Source organism: Paenibacillus sp. 3LSP, from assembly GCF_032465655.1.
Taxonomy (GTDB): Bacteria; Bacillota; Bacilli; order Paenibacillales; family Paenibacillaceae; genus Fontibacillus; species Fontibacillus barengoltzii.
Window position 1 is genome coordinate 21,299 of sequence record NZ_JAWDJI010000179.1, and the last position, 23,170, is coordinate 44,468.

The window sequence follows — 23,170 nt, forward strand, 5'->3', positions numbered from 1 at the left end:
CTGCAAGGTTTTCCTACTGTCTACAATATCCCCTTTAAGCCCATAATGCAACCGTTCCAAGCGCTACAGAGGAGCCGATGACCGCTCCTGCGAGAGTATCTGAAGGGTAATGCAGGCCTAAATAAATACGCGAAACTGCCACGATTAACGCGATGGGGAGCAGCACCAGAATCAAGCTTGGAACCGCGGCCATAAACGGAACCGTAATGGAAAAAATGGCCGTTGTATGCCCGGACGGAAACGAGTGGTCCGTCAGCGGATTCCGGAACGTATTGGTTCCCGGCAGCGTTAAGTAGGGCCGAAGACGCGGGTAGGTTTTTTTGACGAGTGCGACTGGAAGATGACTGATCGCGAGCGCGACGCAGGATTGCAGGCCGATTTTGCTCCATGGCTGCGGAGCCGCAAGCCAGATGAGCAAGGACGAAAGGATGGTGAACCAAGCTCCCCCTAAATGAGTTAAATGATACAGCCAGAAATTCAGAAAACTGCGGTGCAGGCGGCCGTTGATTCCTACAAAGAGCTGTCGGTCGAGTTGTTGAAGCTTATGGAATAAACGAGTCATAATATCCCTCCGCATGATGGTTGGCCGCGTTCTAGCCCCCGGAAAGTGCCTGTCCCGTGGCTGCTCTTTTCAAATAGCATGGCATTTTGAAGTTAGACTTATCATATTTTTAATCCATGGCCTTTTCAAGGACGTTTTTTTGCGCTGTAGCCGTGCTCTTTTTTGACATTTCGTTCTTCGCACCTTTACAATGATTCAAATCATAACAGATCTGTTTAAAAAAGGGTGCAGATTTGTTAACTTTTTGCCAAGCAAGTTCGTTTATGTAAATGTAACGCCAACAAGTTGTCCAGCCGAGCAATAAAAAAATTAAAAAAGGAAATAAAATTTGCCAAAAGTGATGAAAATAGGATGTAACCGTACCTGAAAGCAGGTTGCGGGGGTCCCTGTATGCCCAAATCCACCAGTCTTCCAGTTTTTTGCGCAGCATAGGGGCTACAGTTACTTTGACAAACGACGTCAAGTTGTGGAAAATCATATTTGGTTTGAAAAAAAGAGCCGGCGACAAGTCCAACAAAGATCTAGAAAAGAAAGAGCAAGACAAGAAAGAAAGGGTCATTACAATCAAAAGCTCCGAAAGATAAAAAAGACATCGGGGTAAAAAGGGGGCAAGAAATCATGTTGGATGTCATCTTGATTTCACTGCAGGTCGTCCTGGCAGTGGTTGGGGTGTATCAATTTGGTTTGGCTTTATTTGGCATGTACAGAAAGAAGAACAAAGTGCAATACGAACCGAACAAATCCTTTGCGGTGCTGGTCGCAGCGCATAACGAGGAAAAAGTGGTCGGGGCGTTGATGGAAAATTTGAAGCAAATGAACTACCCAAAAGAATTGTACGACGTGTTTGTCATTTGCGATAACTGCAGCGATAATACCGCAAATATCGTTCGCAGCCACGGGATGAACGCTTGCGTTCGGACCAACCCGAACTTGCGGGGGAAAGGTTATGCGATCGAATGGATGCTGAAGCAGCTATGGAAGATGCCGCGTCAATACGACGCCGTTGTGATGTTCGATGCCGACAATTTGGTGCATCCGGATTTCCTGCGGGAAATGAACAACGATCTATGCGCAGGCGCGCGGGTCATCCAAGGCTATATCGATACGAAGAATCCGGAGGATTCCTGGATTACCGCTTCTTACGGGATTTCGTACTGGTATTGTAACCGTCTGTGGCAGTTGTCCCGGACGAACCTGAAAATGGCGAACTTCCTTGGCGGCACAGGAATGTGCTTTGAAACCGAGCTGTTGAAAGAAATCGGCTGGGGCGCTACAAGCTTGGTAGAAGACCTTGAATTTACGATGCGTTGCGTTGAACGCGGAGTGTATCCGGTGTTTAACTACGACGCGAAGCTGTTCGATGAGAAGCCATTGACGTTCAAAGCGTCGGCACGCCAACGTCTGCGTTGGATGCAGGGTCACTTCACTGTCGCTCGCCGTTATTTCTTCCCGCTGTTGTGGAAGAGTATCAAGGAGCGGAACATGGTGAAGCTGGACATGGCGCTTTACGGAGCCAACGTGTACATCGTGTTATTGACGTTCCTGCTGACGGCGTTTATTTGGGTTGACCAATCGTTAATGCAAGAACCGCATGTTAAAACGTTGTATGGCTACCTGCCGATGTGGGTGTCGTATGTGGCGATTGTCGCGAACGTGTTTATTTTCTTGATGGCGATGTTCCTGGAGAAGGTTAAATCGAAGAAGGTCTATGCTTACTTGGTTCTGTTCCCGATTTACCTGATTTCCTGGTGGCCAATCACGTTCTATGCGTTCTTCACCCAGAACAACAAGCAATGGAGCCATACGCAGCATACGCGGGTGGTTCGCCTCGAAGAAGTCCAAAGCAACAAGGTGAGTTAATTTGCGAACGGCTCTTGACTTGGTAAATTGCACATGATATAGTATTTGAGGTTGCAAGATATTTTTGGATTGCAAGCAGAGGCCCCGGCTTCTCACCTGACCGACGCACGTGTTGGCTGGTTTTGATCCGTTCATTTATGAATGCTTATGTTCATGAAGAATTGACGATCAATGAGGGATGCGGGTATTGGGCCTGCATCCTTTTTATGTGTGTGAGTACAGGGTCCGAGTCATTACTTAAGACCACTTGGAGGTGGAGGATTATCAGTAAGGAACATTTGATCAATGAAGAGATTCGTGCGAAAGAGGTCCGTCTGGTAGGTGCTGAAGGCGAACAAATCGGCATCAAGCCGCTGCGCGAAGCGCTGCAGATGGCGATGGACCTGAATCTGGATCTGGTGAACGTTGCGCCGACTGCCAAGCCGCCGGTATGCCGGATTATGGACTATGGCAAGTTCCGTTACGAGCAGCAGAAGAAAGAGAAGGAAGCCCGCAAGAATCAGAAAATTGTGGACATCAAGGAAGTGTGGTTCCGTGCGAATATCGAGGAACACGACTTCCAAACGAAACTTCGCAATGTGATCAAATTTTTGAAAGATGGCGACAAGGTTAAGTGCTCGGTTCGCTTCCGCGGACGGGAAATTACCCATGCCGACATCGGGAAGAAAATTCTCGACCGCGTCAAAGATGAGGTTGCGGAAATCTCGAATGTTGAACGAGTTCCGAAACTGGAAGGACGCAGTATGATCATGATCCTGGCACCGAAAAACTAATCGTTTGTTTTCTATATATGATCGTTCCGAATGCGGAATGACCTGAAAGAGAAAACGGGCGTTCACAAACTTTGAGGGGGAAGTACAATGCCTAAAATGAAAACCCACAGCAGCCTGAAAGGCCGCTTCAAAATTACCGGATCCGGTAAAGTTAGACGTTACAAAGCGAACCGCAATCACTTGCTGTCCCATAAGTCCAAACGTGCAAAACGTGTTTTGGCTAACAGCCCTGTTGCATACGCAGGTGACGTTCGCCGCATGAAGCAGCAACTGGCGAACCTGAAGTAATTTTCGAAGGAACAATTTACACAACTTATTGGGAGGTTTTTTAAATGGCAAGAGTAAAAGGCGGATTCGTCGTTCGTCGTCGTCATAAAAAAGTACTGAAACTGGCTAAAGGTTATTTTGGTTCCAAACACCGCATTTTCAAAACTGCGAACGAGCAAGTGATGAAATCCTTGCTGTACGCTTACCGTGACCGCCGCGCGAAAAAACGCGACTTCCGCAAACTGTGGATCGTTCGTATTAATGCGGCAGCTCGCATGAACGGTTTGTCCTACAGCAAATTGATGCATGGCTTGAAGCTCGCTGACGTGAACATCAACCGCAAAATGCTGGCTGATCTCGCAGTGAACGACTTGAATGCCTTCAATTCTTTGGCAGCTGTTGCTAAAGAGAAAATCAACGCGTAAAACTCAAACGATAAGGCGCTGTTTCCGGATCTTCCGGGACGGCGCTTTTTTTGGGGAATCGAGCCGTCTGAGGGGAATTACATAGACTGGAGCCGAAACGATGCACACGCGGCAGGATTGTGTTGGTGTTTTCGGAGTGCTATTTCCTGGAAATCCATGGAATGTTCCCGGGGTAGGGGATTGTGCCTTCGACAGAAAGCCTTGAGTTTAGGGCATGGAATTGTCGGAAATATGGAATGCTATAGAAGAACCGCACGACACGATCGTCAATCCTTACAAACCTGGGTAATCACTAATGTTTGCTCGTGGATCAGGTGTGAATGTTCGGAAATCCCGCGGTTCACTGCATAACCTCACATGACGCGAACATTGGATGATAAATTTGTCGAAAGTAAGCGTTTTATTGAAAATAAAGGCGAAAATTATTTAACCCAAGGTTATTAAAAGTATGGATTTTAGAATATTTTACAGGTATAATCTGTCTGTGTGGTCAACTTAGACAAGACTCACAAAATTTTAAGGGGGATTAACCGCAATGAACAAAGCTTTCAAACTTTCTTTACTCTTGGTGCTCGCATTTACTCTGGTTTTGGCGGGATGCGGCAACAAAAATGCAGCAAACAACGGCGGAACAACTAATGCAGGAAATGCCGGAAATACAGCAGACAACACGCAAGCAGGCAACGGCGAAACGGCAACCGATGCATCGAAGATTAAAGTCGGTCTCGTTACTGACGTGGGCGGCGTAAACGACAAATCCTTTAACCAATCGGCATGGGAAGCTTTGACTGAGCTGAATAAAGAGACTGGTCTCCAAACCAAATATCTGCAAAGTAACCAAAGCTCTGACTATGTTCCAAACTTGAACCAATTCGTACAAGGCGGCTATGACTTGACTTGGTCGATCGGCTTTGACCTTGGCGATGCGACATTACAAGTTGCTCAAGCGAATCCAAACGCAAAAATGGCAATCATCGACAATGTGGTTGATGCTCCTAACGTAGAGTCCGTAACATTTGCCGAAAACGAAGGTTCCTTCTTGGTTGGCGTTGTTGCTGGTCTGACCACGAAAACAAACAAAATCGGCTTTATCGGCGGGATGGAAAGCCCGGTTATCAAACGCTTCGAAGTTGGTTTCCAAGCGGGTGTAGCTGCGGTTAACCCAGATGCAAAAGTAACGGTTACTTATGCAGGTGCATATGACAAACCGGACGTAGGTAAATCCTTGGCAAGCCAATTGTTTAACGATGGCGCAGACATCATCTTCCCGGCTGCAGGTCAAACGGGGAACGGCGTATTCAACGAAGCAGCGGCTCGTAACCAAGCCGGCGGTGCTAACAAATTGTGGGTTATCGGCGTAGACAAAGACCAATCGCTGGAATTCGGTGACGAAGTAACCCTGACTTCCATGATGAAACGCGTTGACGTTGCTGTTAAGAACGTAACTCAACAAGTCATCGACGGTAGCTTCAAAGGCGGTCAAGTCACGAACTTGACGCTGAAAGAAGACGGCGTAGGTTTGCCGGAAGAGAATCCGAACCTGAGTCAAGAAATCTTGGACAAAGTCGAAGAATTTAAACAAAAAATCGTCAATGGCGAAATTACGGTTCCTGCTGAGTAATCAGCAAGCGCAAGACATTTACGTCCGTATGGACAGTGGAATATAATTAAGTCATTCAAGCGAGCAAGGCCAGTGGATCTACTGGCCTTGTTGCTTGCGTTAATCCCATAATGGTGAGGGTGGTTTCATGAGCGCTGAAGCTCCCGTAGTCGAGTTGAAGCAAATCACAAAACGGTTTCCCGGTATCGTCGCGAACGATTCCATCAGCCTAACCTTACGCAAGGGCGAGATTCACGCCTTGCTAGGCGAGAACGGCGCGGGTAAATCAACGTTGATGAACATTTTATTTGGTCTGTATCAGCCGGATGAAGGCACAATCGAAATGAATGGCCAGCCGGTGACAATCGACAATCCCAACAAGGCGATTAAACTAGGCATTGGGATGGTGCACCAGCATTTTAAACTAGTTCATCCTTTTACGGTGACCGAGAATATCATTCTTGGCATGGAACCCAAAAAAGGACTTAATATCGACTATAAATCGGCGACCGCCCAAGTGGCGAAACTGTCGGAGCAGTACGGCCTGCAAGTTGATCCCAACGCGAAAATTCATGATATTTCCGTCGGGATGCAGCAGCGGGTCGAGATCTTGAAAATTCTGTTCCGCGGCGCAGATATCCTTATATTTGACGAGCCTACTGCTGTGCTGACGCCTCAGGAAATCGAAGAATTGATGGCGATTATGAGACGGCTGGTGGCAGAGGGCAAGTCCATCATCTTGATCACGCACAAATTGAAGGAAATTATGGAGATTTCCGACCGAGTGACCATTATTCGTCGGGGTAAAGTCATTGATACCGTTGAAACGGCAAAGACGAATCCGCAAGAACTGGCCGAGAAGATGGTGGGCCGGGGCGTAAGCTTCAAGGTAGATAAGAAAGAACCGCAAATTGGCGAGCCCGTCCTGCAGCTGAGAGATTTGAAAGCGAAGGACAAGCAGGGCATTCAGATCCTTAACGGACTGAACCTGGATGTGCGTGCCGGGGAAATCGTCGGCATTGCCGGGGTAGACGGCAACGGACAAAGTGAATTGATTGAGGCGATTACGGGCTTGCGGAAAATCGATTCTGGCTCCATCAAGCTGTCCGGCAAGGAAATTGCCAACCTTCCGGCGCGTAAGATTATCGAAAGCGGGTTGTCCCATATTCCTGAGGATCGTCATAAGCACGGACTGGTGCTGGACTTCTCCATCAGCGAGAACATGATCCTGGAGACCTATTACAAAGCGCCTTACAGCAAAGGCGGTCTCCTTAATCGGCGGGCGATTGACGAGCATGCCAAGCAGTTGGTTGAAGCGTTTGACGTGCGTACGCCAAGCATTGAGACGAAGGCGCGCTCCCTGTCCGGGGGGAACCAGCAGAAGGCAATTATTGCGCGGGAAATAGACAAGAATCCGGATTTGCTGATCGCTGCTCAACCGACACGGGGACTGGATGTCGGGGCGATCGAATTTGTTCACAAACAGCTGATTGAGCAGCGAGATCAAGGCAAAGCGGTGCTGTTGATCTCCTTCGAGCTGGATGAAATTATGAACGTATCCGATCGGATTGCCGTTATTTATGAAGGCCGGATCGTCGGGGAAGTGCTTCCGCACGAAACTAACGATCAGGAACTGGGTCTCATGATGGCGGGAAGCCTGGAACGGGGAGGTCAAAGCGTTGGATAAGCTGCGAAAAATATTTACCCTAGATAGCATTGTTTTACCGCTTGTAGCCATTGTACTTGGCTTATTAGTCGGAGCGGTGGTTATGCTGATCGGGGGATACAATCCGTTAGTGGCCTATGGTGCCTTAGTGCAAAGGGTTATAGGTAATCCATACGATTTCGGGGAAACGATCCGTCAAATTACCCCTTTGATGTTTACGGGGTTAGCGGTCGCTTTTGCCTTCCGCTCCGGGATGTTTAACATCGGTGCGGATGGACAAGTCTTGATCGGGATGACGGTGGCAACTGCGATATCGTTGTCTTTCAAGGGATTGCCATCGGCTATCCTCGTTCCCTTAGCAGTGATTGGCGGGGGGATCGGCGGTGGACTGTGGGCAGCCATTGCAGGTTACCTGAAAGCCAAACGAGGCATCAATGAGGTTATCACCACGATTATGTTGAACTGGACGGCGCTGTATTTTTCCAACTACATCATTCGCAATTTTTATCTGCTTAAGGGCCAAAACCGTTCGGAGAACATCGATGCGTCCGCTTCGATGACGTTCTTAAACGATGTGTTTAATAACGCACGGGTCCATTGGGGAACGGTAATTGCTTTGCTGACCGCCGTATTCTTCTTTGTGTACCTCTGGAAAACGAAGCAAGGCTATGAAATGCGTTCTGTAGGTCTGAACCCGAATGCGGCAGAATACGCCGGCATGAACGTTGGTCGCAACATCGTGAAAGCGATGTTTATCAGCGGTGTGTTCGCAGGTCTGGCTGGTACGTTTGAAGTACTGGGCGTGTTTCATTATCAATCGGTATTCGCCGCTTCTCCGGGATACGGGTTTGACGGCATCGCCGTGGCGCTGTTGGGCATGAACCATCCGTTTGGTGTAGTGCTCGGTTCGATCCTGTACGGCGTATTGACGTATGGTTCGGCCGGGATGAGCTTTAGCGCCGGTGTACCGCCGGAACTGATTAAGATCGTAATCGGTTCGATCATATTCTTTATTGCCGCTCAAGGCATTGTAAGAATCGTGCTGAAGCCGTTTTACCTGAAGCGCAAGAAAGAGAAGGTGTCGTAAGATGGACGTAATTACACTGCTTGGTCAATTGCTGAACTCCACCCTTGTCTTTTCCACGGCGTTGATATTTACAGCGCTTGGCGGGATCTTCTCCGAGCGTTCCGGCGTCGTTAACATCGGCTTGGAGGGGTTGATGATATTCGGGGCGTTTGCGGCTGGCGTAGGGACTTACTATGCCCAAGAAGCAGGGATGGGCAGCTTCTCGCCTTGGGTTGGCGTCATTGCGGCGATGGTAGCGGGGGCGCTTGGTGCGCTGATTCATGCCGTTGCGACGATTACGTTTAAGGCGGATCAGACGATCAGCGGGATCGTCATCAACTTCCTGGCAGCCGGTTTGACGGTGTACATCGTCAAATTGATTTTCGACGGAGCTGCTGAAACTCCGCTGGTTACCGTATTCCATAAGTTCCCGATCCCGGTGCTGCGTGATATCCCGATCATCGGGGAAGGCTTCTTTAACTCGTACCCAACGACGTATCTGGCGTTAATCCTCGTTGCGGTCATTTACTTCGTGTTGTTTAAAACGCCGTTTGGGCTGCGCCTGCGTTCGGTCGGCGAACATCCAAGTGCCGCGGACACGTTGGGCGTGAACGTGACCAAAATGCGTTATATCGGGGTGCTGCTCAGCGGTGTCCTCGGTGGGATCGGCGGCGCTACGATTACGCTGACGACCACCAGTACGTTTGCCCATAACACGATTTCCGGTCAAGGCTTTATTGCGATTGCGGCCATGATCTTCGGGAAATGGAACCCGCTGGGCGCCTTCGGTGCGGCGATGTTCTTTGGCTTCTCGCAGGCGATCCGCAACTACGTGCAGTTGTTCGATTGGTCGAGAAATATTCCGCAGGAATTTATCTTTATGATCCCTTACGTGCTGACGATTATCGTCCTCGTTGGTGCGGTGGGTAGATCCTCGGCACCAGCGGCGTTGGGGACACCATACGATCCTTCGAAACGATAAGCTACAAGCCCAAAAGGATGCTGACTATAGCTCAGCATCCTTTTTTTTCTTGCTGGAGTTAGGAGCCCGTTTGTCAGGGGGCAAGGCGATGGTGTATGCCAGGGTGGAGACAGGCGCATATGCTAAGGGTGTACACAAAATAGCCGAGTCAAACGGTTCGGCCAGAGCGGTTTTCACGGCTATAGGATCTAACCTGACAGGAGGAATTCGGATGGGCAGAACGGTTACGAGAAAAGAAGCCGAGAAATGGCTGGGCAAGCAGATCGCGGCTTATAAAAAAGACGGTACGGTGGTTACAGGGAAGCTGGTGAAAATCAGCGGCAATCGCTTGATTCTGCGCCAAGCTCCCGGCAAAAAAGTCAAAACCAAAGCGATCATCCCGCTTGTATTGTTTGATCTCTTAGCGATCGGCACCGCTCCATACGCCTTTGGCGGTTATCCGTACGGGGGAGTTCCGTATGGCGGCGGCGTACCTTACGGCGGCGTGCCGTACGGAGGGTATCCTTCCCCGTATTTCTGGTAAGCGGCTTAAGTGCGGCTGGGCAGTCTTTTTTCCAGTTCATAACATTGGGACAATGGGATGTAACGCTGAGTCCGATATCCCAATTTGCGGTAAAAGAGGTGGGCTCGGGTGTTATCCCGGTCCACCATTACTTTTGCGCGCTGACAACCCCGGGAGACGGCGAAGTTTTCCGCATGGGCCATTAATGTCTTGCCGTGACGCTGCCGTTGGTGTTCCGTTGCCACCGCCATCATATCGATATATAACAAATCGCCATAAATGAGAAAATGGATAAATGCGACAGGATCCGCTTCATAGGTTGGTGACGCAATCAGCGACACGCCGCGCGACAGCCGGACTGGAAGATCCTTGAAGACGGCTTCAATGTCCTGAGGAGGCAAATGGGTGAAGGGGACAAGCTCCCTGCGGATGAGATCGTAGATGACGGGATCGTCCTGTTTCGGTCTTCTGTAACGAATCATACGCGAATCTCCTCCTAACCGTGCATAAGATTGGGCACTATCTTTTATCATATGAGGGAGAGGAGGGAAAGGGTTCCAGCCAAAAACTTTAATTGTTTAGGGTATTGACGTGCGGTGTAATCTAATCATATAATGTTCCTAAACATTTGAAGCATATCTTGCCAACGGCAATGAAGAGGACGAAGCTTTAAGGGCTCTTTGCTCAGAGAGTGGATGGATTTGCTGAGACCACCACCAAAATCCCTTAACTGCGAGCTCACCTCGGAGCTGTTTCCCTGAAAAGCTGCAAGCCATCCGCGGTGTCGCTTGCGACCAAGGCTTAGTAGGGGGAATCGTCTGGTCCGCGTTAGGGACCACGAGTAAGGTCGCTTAGGCTTTTACTCGTCAAGGCTTGGCACTGTGAGGTGCTGGGTAAAAATGGGTGGTACCACGGAGGATAAAACCTTTCGTCCCTCGGAGCAGGAAACTGTTCCGGCGGGCGGAAGGTTTTTTTAGTTTAATAAGCGTTTCAAAAATTGACTTTTAAAAACAACCTATGAAAAGGAGGATGACTGATGAGCGCTCAAATTCCAGAGATGCGGTCTACAGAACAATTACGAGAGAAATGGATGAAACCGGAAGTCATTTCCGGTTCCGAAATCCTACTTCGCAGCTTACTTTTGGAAGGTGTCGAATGCGTCTTTGGTTATCCGGGCGGAGCGGTGTTGTATATTTACGATGCGCTGTACGGATTTAAAGACTTCCATCATCTGCTCACGCGACATGAGCAGGGCGCCATCCATGCGGCAGACGGGTACGCTCGGGCTACCGGCAAAGTCGGCGTATGTATCGCTACCTCCGGTCCGGGAGCAACGAACACGGTGACGGGGATCGCCACTGCGTTTATGGATTCAGTTCCGCTGGTTGTGATTACAGGGAATGTCGTTTCCAGCCTCATCGGCACGGACGCGTTCCAAGAAGCAGATATTACCGGCATTACGATGCCGATTACGAAACACAGTTATCTGGTTCGGCGGGTAGAGGATTTGCCGCGAATTATTCACGAAGCATTCCACATCGCCAACACGGGACGCAAGGGACCGGTTCTGATCGACATTCCGAAGGACGTGTCCGCGAACAAAACGTTGTTCGAACCGGTTCAAACCATCAACCTGCGCGGTTACAACCCTACGGTGGTGCCCAATCGTTTGCAGCTGGACAAATTGGCTGCAGCGATCCAGGAAGCTGAACGTCCGGTCATTATTGCCGGGGGCGGCGTCGTATACTCCGGCGGGCATGAGCAGCTGTTCGAGTTTGTAAATAAGACGCAAATTCCGATTACAACGACTTTGCTTGGCTTAGGTGCTTTCCCGAGCGGCCACGAGCTGTGGATGGGAATGCCAGGGATGCACGGCACGTATACGGCCAACCAGTCGATTCAACAATCCGATCTGTTGATCAACATCGGGGCGCGGTTTGACGATCGGGTGACCGGCAAGCTGGACGGATTTGCCCCGCATGCCAAGGTGGCTCATATCGACATCGACCCTGCCGAGATCGGCAAGAACGTACACGCCGACATCCCGATCGTAGGCGACGTCAAAACGGTGCTGGAAATGCTGAATCCTCTCGTGTCCCGGGCGGACAAAGCGGATGCTTGGAGAGCGCAAGTCCAACGCCTGAAACTCGAGAAGCCGCTGAAGTATAAGGACTCGGATACGGAGCTGAAGCCGCAATGGGTAATCGAGATGCTGAATGAAACGACAAGCGGCGAAGCGATCATCACAACCGACGTTGGTCAACATCAAATGTGGACGGCGCAGTACTACAAATTTAACCAGCCTCGCTCTTGGATCACCTCAGGCGGACTCGGAACGATGGGCTTTGGCTTCCCTGCTGCGATTGGTGCCCAAATGGGACATCCCGACCGGTTGGTCATCTCGATCAACGGGGACGGCGGCATGCAAATGTGTGCTCAGGAGCTGGCGATCTGCGCGATCAATAACATTCCGGTCAAAGTCGTAGTAATCAATAACCAGGTGCTTGGCATGGTACGTCAATGGCAGGAAATAATCTATGACAATCGCTACAGCCATATCAATCTCGAAGGAAGTCCGGATTTCGTCAAACTGGCGGAAGCTTACGGCGTTAAGGGCCTGCGGGCAACGAACAAGGAAGAAGCCAGACGCGTATGGCAGGAAGCGCTCGACACGCCGGGACCGGTACTGGTGGAATTCGTGGTCAGCAAAGAGGAAAATGTATATCCGATGGTTACCCAAGGCTCCACCATTGATCAAATGTTGATGGGGGACGATGAATGATGATGAAAAGCCATGCGATCTCTGTTTTAGTGAACGACCAGCCAGGTGTTCTGCAGCGCGTTGCCGGCCTCTTCGGACGGCGCGGTTTTAATATCGAAAGCATTACCGTGGGACAATCCGAGGAAGCCGGATTGTCCCGGATGATCATCGTTACCAAAGGGGACGACAAAACGCTGGAGCAAATTGAGAAGCAGCTCTACAAACTGATCGACGTGATCAAGGTTGTGAATCTCAGCTCCAGACCGATGGTGGCACGGGAGCTCGCTTTGATTAAGGTCAAAGCAGAGCCGGCGGAGCGCCCGGAAATTATGGGGGTTGTCGAAACGTTCCGCGCTGCCGTCGTTGATATCGGGACGCACAGCATGATCGTCCAAGTTGTGGGCGACACGGAGAAAATCGATGCAATGATTGAACTGCTTCGTCCGTACGGGATCCGGGAGCTGTCGCGCACCGGTGTCACCGCCATGATCCGGGGGAACGCTTAAACCAGGCTCCACCCAGGCTCATTGACACTACAGTAGATTTGCCGCCGCGTGCGGCTTCACCTCTCCGCTCGCTGCCGAGCGGGTGTTTGAGGGGATCGATTAAGCCAAAAGTTCACTTTACTGCTTCAAGGCGTCGGTCCATTGAAATACCCGCTCGTTACAGGCGGAGGAAACCATATTATACTTAATAAATCAAGGGCACAGCTTGACTGTCCCGCAAATCTTAGGAGGGCATAAGAAATGGCAGTTACTTTGTACTATGAACAAGATGCAGATCTCAGCGTATTGAAAGGAAAAACCATTGCTATTATCGGTTACGGCAGCCAAGGACATGCCCATGCGCAAAACCTGCGCGAAAGCGGACTGAATGTCATCATCGGCCTGCGTGAAGGGAAATCCTTCAACAAAGCGAAGGAAGACGGTTTTGAAGTGTTGTCCGTTGCAGAAGCAACTAAACGTGCAGACGTTGTGCAAATCCTGATGCCGGACGAAACTCAAGCTGCGGTTTACAACAGTGAAATCGCGCCTAACTTGAAGAAAGGCGCTGCATTGTTGTTCGCTCACGGCTTTAACGTACATTTTGGCCAAATCGTACCTTCCCCGGACAATGACGTATTGCTCGTTGCTCCGAAATCCCCAGGTCATATGGTTCGTCGTACTTATGTTGAAGGCTTCGGCGTTCCTGGCTTGATCGCGATCCACCAAGACGCTACCGGCAAAGCAAAAGAAATCGGCCTTGCTTATGCGAAAGGGATCGGCTGTACACGTGCAGGGGTTATCGAAACTTCGTTCCGTGAAGAAACCGAAACCGATCTGTTCGGTGAACAAGCCGTATTGTGCGGCGGTGTATCTGCCTTGATCAAAGCTGGCTTCGAGACGCTGGTGGAAGCTGGTTATGCTCCAGAAATGGCGTACTTCGAGTGCTTGCACGAAATGAAGCTGATTGTCGACCTGATTTATGAAGGCGGCTTGGCGACGATGCGTGATTCCATCTCCAACACGGCGGAATACGGCGACTATGTCACTGGCCCGCGCATTGTGACGGAAGAAACGAAGAAAGCGATGAAAGAAGTGCTTGCTGATATCCAGCAAGGGAAATTCGCCCGCGACTTCATCCTGGAAAACCAATCCAACCGTGCGTTCCTTACGGCAACTCGCCGCAACGAAGCGAACCATCCGATCGAAGTGGTCGGCAAAGAGCTGCGCGGCTTGATGCACTGGATCAAGAAATAAGCGGTATACCGTTCCTATTGCAAATCGTAAGATAGGTATTAACCTGAATATCCAATGCGGCCGTGCCTAATGCGTGAGCCGCATTGGAGCTTTTTCGGAGGAGGTGCATGGCATGCGCAAAATCTACATTTTTGATACGACGCTTCGGGATGGGGAGCAGTCTCCCGGAGTCAACCTGAATACTCGCGAAAAGCTGGAGATCGCCTATCAGCTGGAGAAGCTGGGCGTCGACCGGATTGAAGCGGGCTTCCCTGCAGCTTCGCCCGGGGATTTGGCAGCCGTGAACGCCGTGGCGCGTGCAGTTAAAAAGTCGACGGTAATCGGCTTGTCGCGTTCGCGCACCCAGGATATCGATGCGGTTCGCGAAGCGCTGCAAGGAGCGGAAGACCCTTGTATTCACTTGTTTCTGGCCACCAGCCCGATCCACCGGCAATATAAGCTGAAGATGAGCAAGGAACAAGTCCTGGAAACCGCGCAAGCGGCACTTCGTTATGCGAGCAAGTACTTTTCGAAGATCGAATTCTCCTGCGAGGATGCAGGTCGGACCGAACTGGATTTTCTCTGCGAGATGACGGCGATGGCGATCCGCGAAGGTGCATCGGTGGTCAATATCCCCGATACCGTTGGATATTTGTATCCAGAGGAATACGGCAATATCTTCCGTACGCTCAAGGAGAAGGTGCCTGGGATTGAGAAAATCCAACTGAGCGCCCATTGTCATGATGATTTAGGCTTGGCAACGGCGAACTCGCTGGCGGCGATCCTCGGCGGAGCCGACCAAATCGAAGGAACGATCAACGGGATCGGGGAACGGGCCGGCAATACCGCGCTGGAAGAAGTAGCGCTGGCGCTGGAAACCCGGTTTGATTTCTTCGGTGCCAAGACCACGCTGGAACTGTCGGAAATCGCCCGTACGAGCCGACTTGTCAGCCGCTTGACCGGGATGGTCGTGCCGGGCAACAAGGCGATTGTGGGCGCAAATGCGTTTGCTCATGAATCCGGCATCCACCAAGACGGTATGCTGAAGGAGAAAACGACTTACGAAATCATGTCCCCGGAAACGATTGGGCTCAAGGAAAGCAAGTTGGTGTTGGGCAAGCATTCCGGCCGCCACGCATTCCGCGAGAAGCTGGTTGATATGGGGTATACTTTGGACGACGAGCGGTTAAATGAAGCCTTCGCCAAATTCAAGGCGCTCGCCGATAAGAAGAAGGAGATCACCGACGAAGACCTGCTGGCGATCGTTGAGGAGAAACTGGTCGATACGCCGGAGGAATTCCGCCTCGAGACGATCTTTGTCTCTTACGGCAACGAGGCTACACCTGCAGCGAAGGTGCGGCTCGTTACTCTTGGCGGCGACATTATCGAGAAGGAAGCCGAAGGCAACGGTTCGGTTGATGCGATCTATAATGCCATCGATCTGGCTTCCGGCGAGGAAGTCAAACTGGCGGACTATTCAATCAAGTCCGTTAGCCAAGGCAAGGATGCCCAAGGCGAAGTGCATGTCGTGCTGACGCAAAACGGCATTTCAGTACAAGGCCGCGGCATTAGCACCGACATTTTGGAAGCGAGCGCTCGCGCCTATGTCGATGCCATTAATCGGTTGATTGAGAAGCGAAAAAGCCACTCTACGATTCGGGCTTAACTAATACGCGGATGTGCGGATACAGCGGAGTTGATTCATGCAGCTTCGCTGTTTTTTTGATGACTTATAGTTAAAACCTATGACCTTAATAGATTCTATATCTTTGTCTATCCTTACCCGGTGTGTTACAACTGAAGAAGAGGATGTTCACGAAAGGGAGCTGGAAGCAATGGCAGAAGTCAAGAAAATCGCAGTCATCGCGGGTGACGGCATCGGGCCGGAAGTGGTGGCTGAAGCGGAGAAAGTGTTGAAACGGACAGAGGAGCTGTTCGGATACCAGTTTGAAACGGAGCATGCGTTGTTCGGCGGGATCGCCATCGATGAGAAAGGAACGCCGCTGCCGCAAGAGACGCTGGAGATTTGTCAAAAGGCTGATGCTGTTCTGCTCGGGGCTGTAGGCGGTCCAAAATGGGACAACAATCCGAAGGAGCTGCGCCCAGAAACCGGCCTGCTCGGTATTCGTAAAGCGCTCGGCTTGTTCTCGAACCTGCGTCCGGCGGTGGTATTCGATTGCCTGAAGGAGGCTTCGACGCTGAAACCGGAAGTGCTTGAAGGGACGGACCTTATCGTTGTGCGTGAGTTGACCGGCGGCATCTACTTCGGTGAGAAATACCGCCGAGATACAGAGCAAGGTCAAGAAGCCGTGGATACCTGTGCATATAACGTAAAAGAAGTTGAGCGGATCGTTCGCCAAGCGTTTGAGATTGCCCAGAAGCGCCGGAAGAAGCTGGCTTCGGTAGATAAGGCCAACGTGCTGGAAACGTCGCGGTTGTGGCGTGAAGTCGTGAACCGGATCGCACCGGAATATCCGGACGTTGAGCTGGAGCATGTTCTGGTGGATAACTGCGCGATGCAGCTGCTGCGCCGTCCTGCCAGCTTCGACGTAATCGTAACGGAAAATATGTTCGGCGACATTTTGAGCGATGAAGCGGCCATGTTGACCGGCTCGATTGGCATGTTGTCCTCCGCTTCCTTGGGCGAAGGCAGCTTTGGGCTGTATGAGCCTGTACACGGTTCGGCACCGGACATCGCAGGCCAAAACCTGGCCAACCCGATTGCGACAATCTTGTCCGTTGCGCTGATGTTCCGCTTAACGTTTGGTTACGCGGATGCGGCTGACGCGATCGAAGCCGCTGTCACCGACGTGCTGAATGCCGGACATCGTACTGGCGACATCGCCGTTGATAAGAGCAAAGCAATTGGGACTAAGGAAATGGGCGATCTGATCGTTGCTGCAATGAAGAAATAAATGTATCTGCATGGGGCCGTGTAATTGACTTTCGGAATGGCCGATGTTACCATGTGGGAAGAAATAAGAAGAAAGGCCCCCTGTTTGAGCTTGGCTCAAATCGGGGGTTTTTTGCCCAGAAGCTTTCTCCGGCGGAGGATTGACTTAAGCTCCCAGGATTTACAATCCACACGCAGGAATTTGAAGCAAGCTTCACGAATAAATTATAGGAAAATCCCGGCTTCAGGGAGAGCCAGGAAGAGGAAATGAACCAAACGCGGGAAAGGGTGAAGGGGAATGAGCTTTTGCTGCGGAGCCAGCATGCTGGGAACGAAGGGCACCTTAAAGCATTATCGCACGCAGGTACATAATGTGCCCCTGTTATTTTGCCCGGTATGCCACCGGGTTGAGGTTCATTATAAAGTCGAGAATGAATACGAAATCCTGGCCGAATACGCGCATGGTGACGGTGTCGCGGAAATTGATTTTCAGGATTTTGTGATGGAGGACGATGACTCCATTTTCGGAAATTGCGTTAATCGGGAAGATGAAGATCCCTTGGCTATCGTACAGAGTCAAATCGATATTTCGCTGGACCTCATGTCCGTTGCCAAGCAAATCGGCGATGAGAAATGGACGGAAGAGCTGAAGAAGAGGCTGGCGGTCATGAGCCGTCGTCGAGCGCGGTTACTGCATAACAATCGTTAATTCCTAGAAATAGTCTTCCAGAAGGGAGACTATTTGTATTTTTTTAGGACTTAGGTCGTCGTTTTGCGTTGATCCCACTTTTTTCGACAGTTTCTCTGATTGACGGTATTTGGAAAACATGACTATGATTGAAACAGGTGGCTTTTGACTTATCGGAATTAAAAATGGACAAGTATGGCATCGCCCGGTGCGAAATAGACATAGATTGCATGGTAAGGTTGAGGTGAGTGCACCGCTTCAGGGTAGTTCTTCTAGGTAGTGATGGTATGTTGTCTTGTAAGGCAAAGTACATCATCTGAATAAAGGGGGAACCAAGCTTGTTGAGTGAATTTCAAGAGACATTGCTCCAGTCCGTCAAAGCATACCAATCGACCCAACTCGTAAAAAACAAGTATGAGAACATACTCCAACACCTGGACAGCGGAATCATGCTGTTTGACTGTGATGGGGTTCTAACCTTTATCAATGTACAGATGGCCAAACTGCTTGAAATGCCGCGCCAATCCCTGATAGGCTGTAATTTATTACAGCTGCTGCGGCATCCACATCTCAACCCATTTAAGAAGCGTAAGATCTTGCGTATTTACCGGGAGACCATCTTCCACCGCAAAAAGTACCATGAGTTAATTGACGAATACGGCAGACATTGGTTGATTACCGTTACATATGGGGATCAGATGGATGGGGATTTTCTGCTCAGCGTCAAGGATGTATCTGATTTTAAACGGATCGAACAAACGGCTTATCAGAACGACAAGCTGGCGATGCTTGGGAAAATTTCTGCTGCAATCGCGCATGAAATTAGGAATCCGCTTACAGCGATTCGCGGGTTCATTCAATTGCTGCGGCCGCATTTGATGCAACTAGGCAAAGACGAGTACGCGCGGATTATTTTAACGGAAATCGACCGGGCGAACGATATCATCCACGAGTTTCTGAATTCATCGAAGCCTTCGGCTCCGCAGAAATCGACGCTCAACGTGTCTTCCTTGTTGAAGGAGGTTGTTCTGCTTACGGAGAGCGAGGCGTTGATGAAGGGATGCCAAATGATCCTTCACGAGCCCAGCGAGGAGCTGCTCGTCTCCATCGATGTGAAGCAGATCAAGCAGGTGCTCTTGAACATTATCAAAAATGCGATGGATGCTATCGCCGAAGTAGGCGGCGACCACCAAGGGGTGATCGATATCCGTGCAGAGAAGGAAGGCAAATCGGTCTGCATTTCCATACAAGATAACGGCGGCGGAATGGACAAGGGGCTGCTAAGCCGCTTGTTTGATCCGTTTTTTACAACGAAAGAGAAGGGGACGGGATTGGGATTGTCGGTGAGTTACCGGATTATCCGGAACCATCGGGGGAACATTTCCGTGGACAGTTTAAAAGGAGCGGGAACGATCTTTACGATTTCGCTCCCGCTGGTATCCTAATTTAATCTTTAGGGCCTTCGGCCGAAGATGGCGAAGAGGACGCCGCGTACTTCCCGCAAGCCGCAGAACAAGACTTCTGCTGCGAGCAGGAGGCGCAGGCGCCTTTTTTGCTTTTCTTGAAGCCACGGTATAACGCAAAGCCGGCATATCCAAAAATAACGGTAAGGATGAGAATATCGGCCATTACAAGCAGCTCCTTTCGTTTATCGAAAATGTCTTAAGCCAGTCCAAATCCAAGCCGCCATCCGATCTGATAAATCAAGAAAGCCACAAGGTAAGCCAGTGCCAGTGAATAGCCGACCGCAAATAACGTCCACTTCCAGGAAGCTGTTTCTTTGCGAAGAACGCCAACTGTTGCAAGGCAAGGGGTGTAGAGCAGAACGAAGGCCATAAAGCTGTAGGCCTGCAGCCCGGTGAAGGATGCGGAAATTTGGCCTTGGAGTCCGGCCATATCAGGCACATGATAAATAATGTTCATCGTGGATACCACGACTTCCTTCGCCATAAACCCGGTAATCAGGGCTGCCCCAGATTGCCAAGTGCCGAAGCCTAGCGGCTGCAAGACGGATGCGAATAAGCCGCCGATGGCTGCGAGGAAGCTGTCGTCCATGTTGTCCGCCACACCGCCCGGACCAAGGTACGTGAGTAGCCAAATCAGCACAGAACCGCCAAGAATGAAGGTGCCGGCTTTGCGCAGGAAGCCTTTGCCTTTCTCCCAGGTGCTGCGGAACAAGGTGACGCTTTGCGGCATTCGATAAGGCGGCAACTCGACGATAAAGAAGGAACGTTCGTTTTTGAACAGGAACAGCGAGAATAACTTGGCTAACCCAAGCGCCAACACGATGCCGAGCATATACAGAGAAAAGACGATCAGACCTTGCGATTCCGCGAAAAAGATCCCGGCAAACAACGCGTAAACCGGCAGCCGTGCGGAACACGACATCAGCGGAATGAGCAGCATGGTCAGCAGCCGCTCCTTCGGTTGCTCGATGCTGCGGGAAGCCATAATCGCCGGCACGTTGCAGCCAAAGCCCAGGATAAATGGAATTAACGCTTTGCCGTTTAAACCGACGATTTCCATTAATCTATCCATCATGACGGTGATCCGAGCCATGTAACCGGAGTCTTCAATGAAGGAAATAATCAGGAACATGATAAAAATCTGCGGAATAAACACCAGTACGCCGCCTACGCCTCCAATAATACCGTCGATGATCAGCGCCTGCGTGAAGTCCGATGCCCCTATGCGGATAAGAAGATTCTCTACACCGCTGGTCAGTGGTCCGCTGATGAACCCGTCCAGCAAATCGGAGAGCGGGTTGCCAAGCCAATCAAATGTCAACTGGAAAGTGAGGTACATGAAGACCATAAACAGCGGGAGTCCGAGTAACGGGTTGGTGACAATATGATCGATCCGTTCGGTTACCGAGTGCGGTTTCTTCTGTGAGGCATCTACGGCTTCACTGCAAATGTTCTGAATCCGCTGGTCTCGCACGGAGCGGATATACGCTTCTGCGGAGGGAGCCAAACCGCTGGCGGCCAGCTTCGCATCCGCTTCGGTCCGGATCTTCTGCAGAATGAGCAAGTTGGTCTGCGGCGGAAGTGTGGAGATGACTGCCGGGTTGTTCTCAAGTACCTGCATGGCGATCCAGCGTAAGGCCGGGCGATGATCCTCCCAGTCTGCTTCAAGCTCAAGGGTGATCTCCTGAATGGCCTGCTCGATCACTTCACCATAATCCATCGTAAATTGCGGCGCTTGCGCCGATTCAGAAGATTGCTGCTCGATGACCTGCAGCACTTCTTTAGTTCCTTTACCTGTACGTGCAATCAGCGGAACAACAGGAACGCCCAGCAAGTCTGCCAGTTTCCCAGGGTCCACCTTCAACCCGCTGTTCTCGGCAACATCCATCATATTTAAGCCGATGATTACCGGTTTACCATATTCCAGCAGTTGCAGCGTTAGATACAGGTTACGCCCCAAGTTAGAGGCGTCTACAATATTGACTAAGACGGAAGGGGATTCGGAGGCCAGGTACTCGGCGGCAATCCCCTCATCCCGTGACAAAGGATGCAGAGTATAGATCCCCGGCAGGTCGGTGAGAAGCCCGGTCTTCCCCCGCAGGTGCCCGACTTTTTTCTCCACCGTTACGCCGGCCCAGTTGCCGACATACTCGTAAGAGCGGGTTAAGGCGTTAAACAGTGAGGTTTTTCCCGTGTTCGGGTTCCCGATCAGTGCCGCATTGTTCATGAGACCGCCACCTCGATGTGGGCCGCTTCCTTCTGACGGATGCCCAGCAGTTGTCCGGCGTATTCCAGCGTGACCGGACCACCCCATAAGCAGTACCGTTTCACAACCACGCGGGATCCTTCCCGGATTCCTAGATCCGCAAGGCGCCGTTTCAGGATCGGGTCCATATTGCCAATTTGCGTGATGGCACAAGGGGTCCCGGGTTTCAAACGCAGCAGACAGCATCGGCAAGGGTGCATGAAAACTTCCTCCTTCTATCTTAAGATCATGAAAATGCAAGAGATCGTCATGCTGGTAAGCCAAACAGGGCTGGAACATCGAAATGATTCAATGCTATTGAGAATCAATCTCAATCAAATCCACCAGTAATATAGCACGCTCTGCTGGCCCATACTGTGATTTATTTCATAACGAAGAGTGGATACTTCGTGATCCAAAGATGACTTTTCGAACAACCGATCTAATAGAAGCTCGAAAAGTCAGGTTTGAAGCACCGAGAAGGTTGAATGAAACCAGGACTGAGGAGCGGAGCGTACGATTTGGGTACGTGAGCACCGGAAGGCCTGGGTGAATTCAAGATTCGACGCCGAATGAAACTTCTTGAGTTACTTCGTGATCCAAAGATGACTTTTCGAACAACCTTTAGTAAGATGGATAGTAAAATGACACGATGGAGAGGAATATGCCAGATGAAAGCCAACAATTGCAAAATCGTCGACTGCACCATCCGTGATGGAGGACTGGTGAATAACTGGGACTTCAGCGTAGAATTTGTGCAAAAATTGTACGCAGGCCTGAATGAGGCGGGTGTGGATTATATGGAAATCGGCTACAAAAACTCGCCGAAGCTGCTGAAAGGCGCCGATGAAGCCGGTCCTTGGCGGTTTCTGGACGACGATTTCCTGCGCAAGGTAATTCCTCAAAAAGGAACGACGAAGCTATCCGCACTGGTCGATATCGGCCGGGTAGACGAAAATGATATTTTACCGCGCAGCGAAAGCGTCCTCGATTTAATTCGGGTGGCTTGCTACATTAAAGATGTGGACAAAGCTCTGCAGCTGGTACAGTTGTTCCATGATCGCGGCTACGAGACGACGTTGAATATTATGGCGTTGTCCAACGTGATGGAGCATGAACTGCTGGAAGCTTTTGAGATGATCAAGGATAGCGTCGTTGACGTTGTCTACATTGTTGATTCGTACGGAAGCCTCGATTATAAAGACATGGAGCATTTGGTCAACAAGTTCAAGACCCATTTGCCGGGCAAACGGCTGGGTGTTCATACCCATAACAACATGCAGTTGGCCTTTTCTAATACGTTGGTAGCTGCTGAAAATGGGGTTGAACTGCTAGACGCTTCCGTGTATGGCATGGGGCGCGCGGCTGGCAACTGTCCAACCGAGCTGCTTGTGACCCATCTGAAGGGGACGAACTATAAACTGCGTCCTGTACTAGAAGTGCTGGAGGAGCTCTTGATCCCGCTTCGCGAGAAGGAAGAGTGGGGGTACCTGATCCCTTACATGATCACGGGGACGCTTGATGAGCATCCGCGTTCCGCGATGGCGCTTCGGGCTTCAGACGACAAAGACAAAGTCGTCGATTTTTACGATAAACTGACGACGCCGGAAACAACAGTCCATCGTCCTAAAAAATCCTAAAAAGGTAAGCCCGGGCCTCGCGCCCGGGCTTTTATTTTTCCTCGACAAATTTGAGA

23 protein-coding genes are annotated in these 23,170 nt (G+C 50.6%); 17 read left to right on the plus strand and 6 right to left on the minus strand.

Features of this window, described 5'->3' with window-relative positions; all coding sequences use genetic code 11:
• Positions 1-34: 34 nt before the first annotated feature.
• Together RW092_RS15125 and RW092_RS15130 are read right to left on the minus strand one after the other, a co-directional pair.
• Positions 35-562, minus strand: a complete 528-nt coding sequence (locus tag RW092_RS15125; protein ID WP_036645980.1) for a phosphatase PAP2 family protein — start codon at positions 560-562, stop codon at positions 35-37.
• A gap of 109 nt (positions 563-671) precedes the next feature.
• Positions 672-1,025: a hypothetical protein gene (locus RW092_RS15130; RefSeq protein WP_316010603.1), complete on the minus strand. Its 354-nt coding sequence runs from the start codon at positions 1,023-1,025 to the stop codon at positions 672-674.
• Between the two features lie 155 nt (positions 1,026-1,180).
• On the opposite strand from RW092_RS15130, the gene RW092_RS15135 reads away from it, so the two are divergent.
• The 9 genes from RW092_RS15135 (at position 1,181) to RW092_RS15175 (ending at position 9,724) form a co-directional block, all read left to right on the plus strand.
• Positions 1,181-2,422, plus strand: a complete 1,242-nt coding sequence (locus RW092_RS15135; protein ID WP_016312993.1) for a glycosyltransferase family 2 protein — start codon at positions 1,181-1,183, stop codon at positions 2,420-2,422.
• A gap of 278 nt (positions 2,423-2,700) precedes the next feature.
• Entirely contained in the window at positions 2,701-3,195 is a 495-nt protein-coding gene (infC, locus tag RW092_RS15140) for a translation initiation factor IF-3 (RefSeq protein WP_009226729.1), read from the plus strand.
• 87 nt (positions 3,196-3,282) lie between these two features.
• On the plus strand, positions 3,283-3,483 hold the full coding sequence (gene rpmI, locus RW092_RS15145; RefSeq protein ID WP_009226728.1) for a 50S ribosomal protein L35: 201 nt from the start codon (positions 3,283-3,285) through the stop codon (positions 3,481-3,483).
• A 44-nt stretch (positions 3,484-3,527) separates the two neighbouring features.
• Positions 3,528-3,887 carry a 50S ribosomal protein L20 gene (gene rplT / locus RW092_RS15150; RefSeq protein ID WP_009226727.1) on the plus strand — a complete coding sequence of 120 codons (360 nt, stop codon included), beginning with the start codon at positions 3,528-3,530 and terminating at the stop codon, positions 3,885-3,887.
• 535 nt (positions 3,888-4,422) lie between these two features.
• Entirely contained in the window at positions 4,423-5,508 is a 1,086-nt protein-coding gene (locus RW092_RS15155) for a BMP family lipoprotein (RefSeq protein ID WP_316010604.1), read from the plus strand.
• Between the two features lie 127 nt (positions 5,509-5,635).
• Positions 5,636-7,174 carry an ABC transporter ATP-binding protein gene (locus tag RW092_RS15160; protein WP_316010605.1) on the plus strand — a complete coding sequence of 513 codons (1,539 nt, stop codon included), beginning with the start codon at positions 5,636-5,638 and terminating at the stop codon, positions 7,172-7,174.
• Entirely contained in the window at positions 7,167-8,240 is a 1,074-nt protein-coding gene (locus RW092_RS15165) for an ABC transporter permease (protein ID WP_016312989.1), read from the plus strand. Before RW092_RS15160 ends, RW092_RS15165 begins: the two co-directional genes overlap by 8 nt.
• Before the next feature lies 1 nt (position 8,241).
• The gene (locus RW092_RS15170; RefSeq protein WP_016312988.1) at positions 8,242-9,201 is read left to right on the plus strand and encodes an ABC transporter permease; all 960 of its coding nucleotides are present in this window, start codon (positions 8,242-8,244) and stop codon (positions 9,199-9,201) included.
• A 211-nt stretch (positions 9,202-9,412) separates the two neighbouring features.
• Positions 9,413-9,724, plus strand: coding sequence for a hypothetical protein (locus tag RW092_RS15175; RefSeq protein ID WP_016312987.1), 312 nt, complete (start codon positions 9,413-9,415; stop codon positions 9,722-9,724).
• A gap of 5 nt (positions 9,725-9,729) precedes the next feature.
• Here the strand turns inward: RW092_RS15175 and RW092_RS15180 are convergent, their stop codons facing one another.
• Positions 9,730-10,185: a GNAT family N-acetyltransferase gene (locus RW092_RS15180; protein WP_016312986.1), complete on the minus strand. Its 456-nt coding sequence runs from the start codon at positions 10,183-10,185 to the stop codon at positions 9,730-9,732.
• A 554-nt stretch (positions 10,186-10,739) separates the two neighbouring features.
• Between RW092_RS15180 and ilvB the strand changes: the two genes are divergently transcribed.
• The 7 genes from ilvB (at position 10,740) to RW092_RS15215 (ending at position 19,208) form a co-directional block, all read left to right on the plus strand.
• Positions 10,740-12,485 carry a biosynthetic-type acetolactate synthase large subunit gene (gene ilvB, locus RW092_RS15185; protein WP_316010606.1) on the plus strand — a complete coding sequence of 582 codons (1,746 nt, stop codon included), beginning with the start codon at positions 10,740-10,742 and terminating at the stop codon, positions 12,483-12,485.
• Positions 12,482-12,970 carry an acetolactate synthase small subunit gene (gene ilvN / locus RW092_RS15190; RefSeq protein ID WP_016312984.1) on the plus strand — a complete coding sequence of 163 codons (489 nt, stop codon included), beginning with the start codon at positions 12,482-12,484 and terminating at the stop codon, positions 12,968-12,970. Before ilvB ends, ilvN begins: the two co-directional genes overlap by 4 nt.
• Positions 12,971-13,210: 240 nt before the next feature.
• Positions 13,211-14,203: a ketol-acid reductoisomerase gene (ilvC, locus tag RW092_RS15195; RefSeq protein ID WP_016312983.1), complete on the plus strand. Its 993-nt coding sequence runs from the start codon at positions 13,211-13,213 to the stop codon at positions 14,201-14,203.
• 112 nt (positions 14,204-14,315) lie between these two features.
• Complete coding sequence (locus RW092_RS15200) at positions 14,316-15,848, plus strand: 2-isopropylmalate synthase (protein ID WP_016312982.1); 1,533 nt, start codon at positions 14,316-14,318, stop codon at positions 15,846-15,848.
• A gap of 169 nt (positions 15,849-16,017) precedes the next feature.
• Positions 16,018-17,097, plus strand: coding sequence for a 3-isopropylmalate dehydrogenase (gene leuB, locus RW092_RS15205; protein WP_316010607.1), 1,080 nt, complete (start codon positions 16,018-16,020; stop codon positions 17,095-17,097).
• Between the two features lie 276 nt (positions 17,098-17,373).
• Positions 17,374-17,784, plus strand: a complete 411-nt coding sequence (locus RW092_RS15210; RefSeq protein ID WP_009226715.1) for a hypothetical protein — start codon at positions 17,374-17,376, stop codon at positions 17,782-17,784.
• A 317-nt stretch (positions 17,785-18,101) separates the two neighbouring features.
• A complete protein-coding gene (locus RW092_RS15215; RefSeq protein WP_316010608.1) occupies positions 18,102-19,208 on the plus strand; it encodes an ATP-binding protein in 1,107 nt (368 codons plus the stop codon).
• A gap of 1 nt (position 19,209) precedes the next feature.
• Here RW092_RS15215 and RW092_RS15220 read toward each other — a convergent pair whose 3' ends face one another.
• Genes RW092_RS15220 through RW092_RS15230 form a run of 3 tightly spaced genes read right to left on the minus strand, consistent with a single transcriptional unit; the run spans position 19,210 to position 21,695 of the window.
• Entirely contained in the window at positions 19,210-19,392 is a 183-nt protein-coding gene (locus RW092_RS15220; RefSeq protein ID WP_051417128.1) for a FeoB-associated Cys-rich membrane protein, read from the minus strand.
• Between the two features lie 33 nt (positions 19,393-19,425).
• Complete coding sequence (gene feoB / locus RW092_RS15225) at positions 19,426-21,456, minus strand: ferrous iron transport protein B (protein WP_316010609.1); 2,031 nt, start codon at positions 21,454-21,456, stop codon at positions 19,426-19,428.
• Positions 21,453-21,695, minus strand: coding sequence for a FeoA family protein (locus tag RW092_RS15230; RefSeq protein WP_316010610.1), 243 nt, complete (start codon positions 21,693-21,695; stop codon positions 21,453-21,455). The genes feoB and RW092_RS15230 overlap by 4 nt, the downstream gene beginning before the upstream one ends.
• Positions 21,696-22,145: 450 nt before the next feature.
• Here RW092_RS15230 and RW092_RS15235 point away from each other — a divergent pair, with 450 nt between their 5' ends.
• Positions 22,146-23,114: an aldolase catalytic domain-containing protein gene (locus tag RW092_RS15235; protein WP_016312976.1), complete on the plus strand. Its 969-nt coding sequence runs from the start codon at positions 22,146-22,148 to the stop codon at positions 23,112-23,114.
• Positions 23,115-23,170 lie beyond the last annotated feature (56 nt).